This window comes from Acidibrevibacterium sp., assembly GCF_049965395.1.
Lineage (GTDB): Bacteria > Pseudomonadota > Alphaproteobacteria > Acetobacterales > Acetobacteraceae > Acidibrevibacterium > Acidibrevibacterium fodinaquatile.
This window is the reverse complement of sequence record NZ_JBMFWJ010000085.1, coordinates 1-4894: the sequence shown is the minus strand read 5'-3', so window position 1 is coordinate 4894 and position 4894 is coordinate 1. Positions and strand designations below refer to the sequence as shown.

5 protein-coding genes are annotated in these 4894 nt (G+C 65.3%); 1 reads left to right on the top strand and 4 read right to left on the bottom strand.

Annotated elements, in window-relative coordinates; all coding sequences use genetic code 11:
- From istB (ACP5M5_RS14275) to istA (ACP5M5_RS14260), 4 genes are all read right to left on the bottom strand, one after another.
- A partial coding sequence (gene istB, locus ACP5M5_RS14275; protein ID WP_427938452.1) for an IS21-like element helper ATPase IstB occupies positions 1–768 on the bottom strand: 768 nt, incomplete at its 3' end.
- Positions 765–2324 carry an IS21 family transposase gene (gene istA, locus ACP5M5_RS14270; protein ID WP_427938454.1) on the bottom strand — a complete coding sequence of 520 codons (1560 nt, stop codon included), beginning with the start codon at positions 2322–2324 and terminating at the stop codon, positions 765–767. The genes istA (ACP5M5_RS14270) and istB (ACP5M5_RS14275), both read right to left, overlap by 4 nt.
- The gene (gene istB, locus ACP5M5_RS14265) at positions 2293–3021 is read right to left on the bottom strand and encodes an IS21-like element helper ATPase IstB (RefSeq protein WP_427938449.1); all 729 of its coding nucleotides are present in this window, start codon (positions 3019–3021) and stop codon (positions 2293–2295) included. The genes istA (ACP5M5_RS14270) and istB (ACP5M5_RS14265) overlap by 32 nt, the downstream gene beginning before the upstream one ends.
- Positions 3021–4520, bottom strand: a complete 1500-nt coding sequence (gene istA / locus ACP5M5_RS14260) for an IS21 family transposase (protein ID WP_427938447.1) — start codon at positions 4518–4520, stop codon at positions 3021–3023. The genes istB (ACP5M5_RS14265) and istA (ACP5M5_RS14260) overlap by 1 nt, the downstream gene beginning before the upstream one ends.
- 70 nt (positions 4521–4590) lie before the next feature.
- Here istA (ACP5M5_RS14260) and ACP5M5_RS14255 point away from each other — a divergent pair, with 70 nt between their 5' ends.
- Positions 4591–4842: a hypothetical protein gene (locus ACP5M5_RS14255; RefSeq protein WP_427938445.1), complete on the top strand. Its 252-nt coding sequence runs from the start codon at positions 4591–4593 to the stop codon at positions 4840–4842.
- Positions 4843–4894: the final 52 nt, after the last annotated feature.

Genomic DNA, 4894 nt, shown 5'->3' with positions numbered 1-4894 from the left:
GCCGGTGCGTCGCTGGACGGCGGTTTTGCGGCGGTAGCTGTCGACGTTCATCTCGAAGATGGTGGCGTGATGGACCAGGCGGTCGACGGCGGCGAGCGTCATGGCGGGGTCGGGGAAGATTTTACCCCATTCGCCGAAGGGCTGGTTTGCGGTGATGAGCAGCGAGCGGCGTTCGTAGCGGGCGCTGATCAGTTCGAACAGCACGGAGGTCTCGGCCTGATCCTTGGTGACGTAGGCGAGGTCGTCGAGGATGAGCAGGTGGTATTTGTCGAGCCTGGCGATGGCGCTTTCGAGGGCGAGTTCGCGGCGGGCGATCTGGAGCTTCTGGACCAGATCGGAGGTGCGGGTGAACAGCACGCGCCAGCCGTTTTCGATCAGGGCGAGGCCGATGGCAGCGGCGAGATGCGACTTTCCCCCGCCGGGCGGGCCGAACAGGATGAGATTGGCGCCCTGGTCGAGCCAGGGGTCGCCGGCGCAGAGGGCGAGGACCTTGGCCTTGGAGACCATTGGCACGGCGTCGAAGGCGAAGGCGTCGATGGTTTTGCCCGGCGGCAGGCGGGCATCGAGGAGGTGACGTTCGATCCGTCTGCGGTCGCGCTCGGCGATCTCGTGCTCGGCCAGCGTGGCGAGCAGCCGGGTGGCGGGCCAGGCCTCGGTGTCGGCGCGGGCGACGAACTCCGGCCAGGCCTGCTTGATCGCCGGCAGGCGGAGTTCGTTGAGGATCAGGGTCAGGCGCTGGGCGTCGATCGCCCTGGTTGCCTCGCTCATGCGGCTTCTCCGGTCAGCAGCGTGTCGTAGTCGGCGAGCGGGGCGAGCCGGACCGTGACCGCGGGCAGCGCGGCGGGATCGGGGGCGAAGCGCCGGCGCAGCATGTCGAGGTCGGGCAGGCGGCCGGCGGCGATGTCTTCGGCGAGGCGTGCGGCGAGTTCGGCCTCGCAGCCGCGCTCATGGGCGATGGCGAGGATCTCGACCATGGTGCGGCAGGCGGATCGCTCGGAGGCATGTTCGAGCAAGCGTTCGAAGGCGCGGCGGTAGGCGTCGCGGGGGAAGAGCTGGGCGCGATAGACGAGGTGCAGCAGCGCCATCGGCTTGCGGCGCAGGCTGTGGATGACGTGGCGGTAGTCGACGACATGTCCGTGCTTGCCGTTTGGCTGGGCGCGGCCGCGCGGCAGGGTCATGAGCGGGGTGGCGGCAAGGAAAAGCTCCAGGCGATCGTCATGGAGGCGGACGCGGAGCCGCTGGCCGATCAGCCGGGAGGGGACGGTGTAGAACACCTTCCTCAGGGTGAAGCCGGAGGAGGAGGTGACGGTGACCACGGTCTCCTCGTAGTCGGCGGTGCGCTGGACCGGCAACGGGCTGAGGGCGGCGCGCTCGGCCTCGATGCGGGTGGCGTGGCGGCGGTTTTGCCGGCCGACGATCTCGGCGATGAAGCGGCGATAGTCCTCGAGGTCGGGGAAGACGGTGGTGCCGCGCAGCAGCAGCGCGTCGCGGATCGCGCTCTTGAGATGGCCGTGCGCGCTCTCGATGGCGCCGTTCTCGTGGGCGATGCCGCGGTTGTTGCGGGTCGGCGTCATGCCGTAATGGGCGCAGAGCACCTCGTATCGGTGGGTGAGGTCGGCTTTGGCCGCGGCGTCGAGATTGCGGAAGGCGGCCGACAGGCTGTCGCTGCGATGCTCGCGCGGGGCGCCGCCGAGCAGCCAGAGCGCGTTCTGCAGCCCCGCGGCGAGGGCGACATAGCTCTCGCCGCCGAGCACGACATGGGCGTGCTCGAAGCCCGACCAGACCAGGCGGAAGTGATAGAGGCGGTGATCGAGCGGCGCGCCGGCGACGGTCACGCCGAGGTCGTTCATGTCGGTGAAGTCCGACAGGCCCATCACGCCGGGCGCGTGGGTCTGGCGGAAGATTACTTCCTGATCCGGTCCGTGGATCGCGCGCCAGGCGCGGATGCGGCGCTCGAGCGTGCGGCGGACGCCGGAATCGAGATCCTCCTTGTGGCGGCGCATCAACTCCTCGAAGACAGCAACCGCCCGGAGGCCGGGGACGGCCTTGAGGATCGGCACCACCTCGGCCTCGAAGATATCGGCCAGTGGGTCCGGACTGTCAAATCGCTTCCAAAGCTGACCCCCTTTTCGCGTCGAATTTTGACCCCCCTGGCGTGATGCTGGGCGCTCGTGCCGGTAGTCCACAGGTTCGTCGGACGCGGCGCGGAGTGTCCGTTCAGAGACAGACGCAGCGACGCGCCCGACGGGCCTGTGGACCCACCGGTGCGAGCACTGACGGATGGTCGCGGGGTCAGTTGCGGTTCTTGAAGCGCCAGCTGGTATTGCCGGTTTCGATGATGTCGCAATGATGCGTCAGGCGGTCCAGCATCGCCGTGGTCATCTTGGCGTCGCCAAAGACTTGCGGCCAATCGGCGAAGGCGAGGTTGGTGGTGATCAGCAGCGAGGTGTTTTCGTAGAGTTTGCTGACCAGGTGGAACAGCAACTGGCCGCCGGGTTGGCTGAACGGCAGGTAGCCCAGTTCATCGATGATGATCAGATCGTAGCGCAGCAGTTTTTCGGCCAGCCGGCCGCTGCGGCCGGCGGCTTTCTCCTGTTCGAGTTGATTGACAAGATCAACGAGATTGAAGAAGCGCCCGCGCGCACGGGCGCGGATCACGGCCGATGCGACGCCAATGCACAGATGCGTCTTGCCGGTGCCGGTGCCACCAATGAAGATCGCGTTGCGCTTGGCGTCGAGGAACGTGCCGGACGCGAGTTCGCGCACAAGGCCTTCATCGACAGGCGTGTCGGCAAAAACGAATTTATCGAGGTCCTTGAGGATCGGGAATTTGGCGCCGCCGATGCGATAACTGATCGATCTGGCCTGGCGGTGCGTGTGCTCGGCCCGGATCAGGCTGGCGATGAGAGGATAAATCTCGTCCCGCCGCGCCAACCCTTTGCCTGCAATTTCATCAAAGCTTGCGCGCATGCCATAGAGCTTTAAGCTGCTCATGGCGTCGAGGATTTCATGGCGTTCCATCACGCAACCTTTCTGATGCTGTCATAGCGGCCACAATCGGCCAAGGGTTCGATCCGCAGGCGCAGCCCGTCGGGGGCCGTGATGCTGGGCGGCACCGGCGGCTGCCGCTGACGCGCAAGCACGGTCAGAATGACGTCGCCGCTGGCAATGCCGGCCTCGAGCGCCTCGGCACAGGCGGCCTCAACGGCGGCCAGCCCATGATCGAGCACCGCGCCCAGCACCTTGACGAACTGGCGATCACCATCGGCATGATGTTTCAACTTCGAGCGGACCTGCGCCAGCAAAGGCGGCAGGTCCCACTCCTTGAAAGGCGCGCCATTTCGCAACGCGCCTGGTTTGCGCAGCAACACAGGCAAATAGTGCCATGGGTCGTAAATTACCTGATCGCGCCGGAAGTGACGCGGATGGTCCGCCACGACGGCATCGTTGAATAGCACAACGATGCGTTCGGCGTGGCTGCGCACCAGCACCATCCGACCGGCAGCGCGCGCATCGACACTGTATCGGTTATGGTCGGCCATGATGAGGCAGGTGCTGGTGGCGCGCACCGGCTTCTCGACAAACCCATCGAAGGGGCCGCGCAATTCCATAAGATGCGGGCGCTCATCCTGGAACACATCCCAAATCGTGCGGTCGCGCAATTCTGGGTGCTTGGTTCGTTTGGCGTAGGCAATGCACTGATCCGCCAGCCAGGCGTTCAGTTCCGTCAGACTCTTCACGCGCGGCTTGGGGCGGAAAAACTGATCGCGCAAATTGCCGACCTGGTTCTCCACCTGCCCCTTCTCCCAACCCGACGCCGGCGTGCAGGCAACAGGCTCAATCAAATGGTGCGAGCACATCTGCAAGAAGCGCCGGTTATATTCGCGCGCTTTGCCAATGAAGATCGTCTCCACCGCGGTCTTCATGTTGTCGTAAATGCCGCGCCGGCAAACACCACCGTAAAAGGCAAAAGCCTTGTCGTGGGCGTCGAACACCATCTCTTGCGTCTCGCGGAAATAGACGCGCACAAATGGCATCCGGCTGTGCGACAGCTTCATGTGTGCCGCTTTGACCACCAGCGGTAGGCCCTGCAGCGTGATCGTCTCGTGGCTCCAGTCGAATTGATAGGCCTCGCCAGGCGCAAAACTCATCGGCACAAACGCCTGCGGCGGAACGCGAGCTCGCTCCTCGCGCCAGGCCCGCACAAACCGGTGCACGCTGTCGTGCGCGCCCGCATAGCCGCGCCCGCGCAGTTCCTCGTAAAGCCGTTGCGTCGACCGCCGCTCCCGCCGCGGCAGCTTGGCCTCCTTCTCCAGGATCTCGCTCAGCGCCTCGACCCATTCCCCCAGCTTGGGAACAGGCTGCACGCCGCGCTCATACGTGAAAGCTGTCTGCTGGCTGCGCACCACCCGACGCACCGTTGCCCGCGAAACCGCAAGCGTGCGAACGATCTCCTTGATCGGCCGCCGCTGCTCAAAATAGGCCCGACGTATCTCGCCGATCCGGTCCACCCCAATCATCCCCGCCCCCCTTCCCGGCCAACCAAGGCCAAAGGGAAGGGACATTGTCACAGCCGAAGGGGGGTCACTTTTGGACGCGAAAACCGCCCCTCAGGGGGTCACTATTGCTCGCGAATTCACAGACAAGCTGCACAACGCACGCGCGATCGTCAGCGACGGCTTGACACATGGTGCCACCGTGTTCCAGCGCTTCTCAGCCGGGCGCGATGGGGTTCTTTGGTATTACTCAGCTTTGGCCGACGTCTTTGCGCAACGGCTGCCCGGTCCCTTGTCGCGCGACCTGTCACGCGCCGTGGCTGACATGCGCGCGATTCCCGAATAGGGCGGCTCGAAGTTCCTCCGCGGCACCTGCGCGATCGAGAGCTAAATCCTCC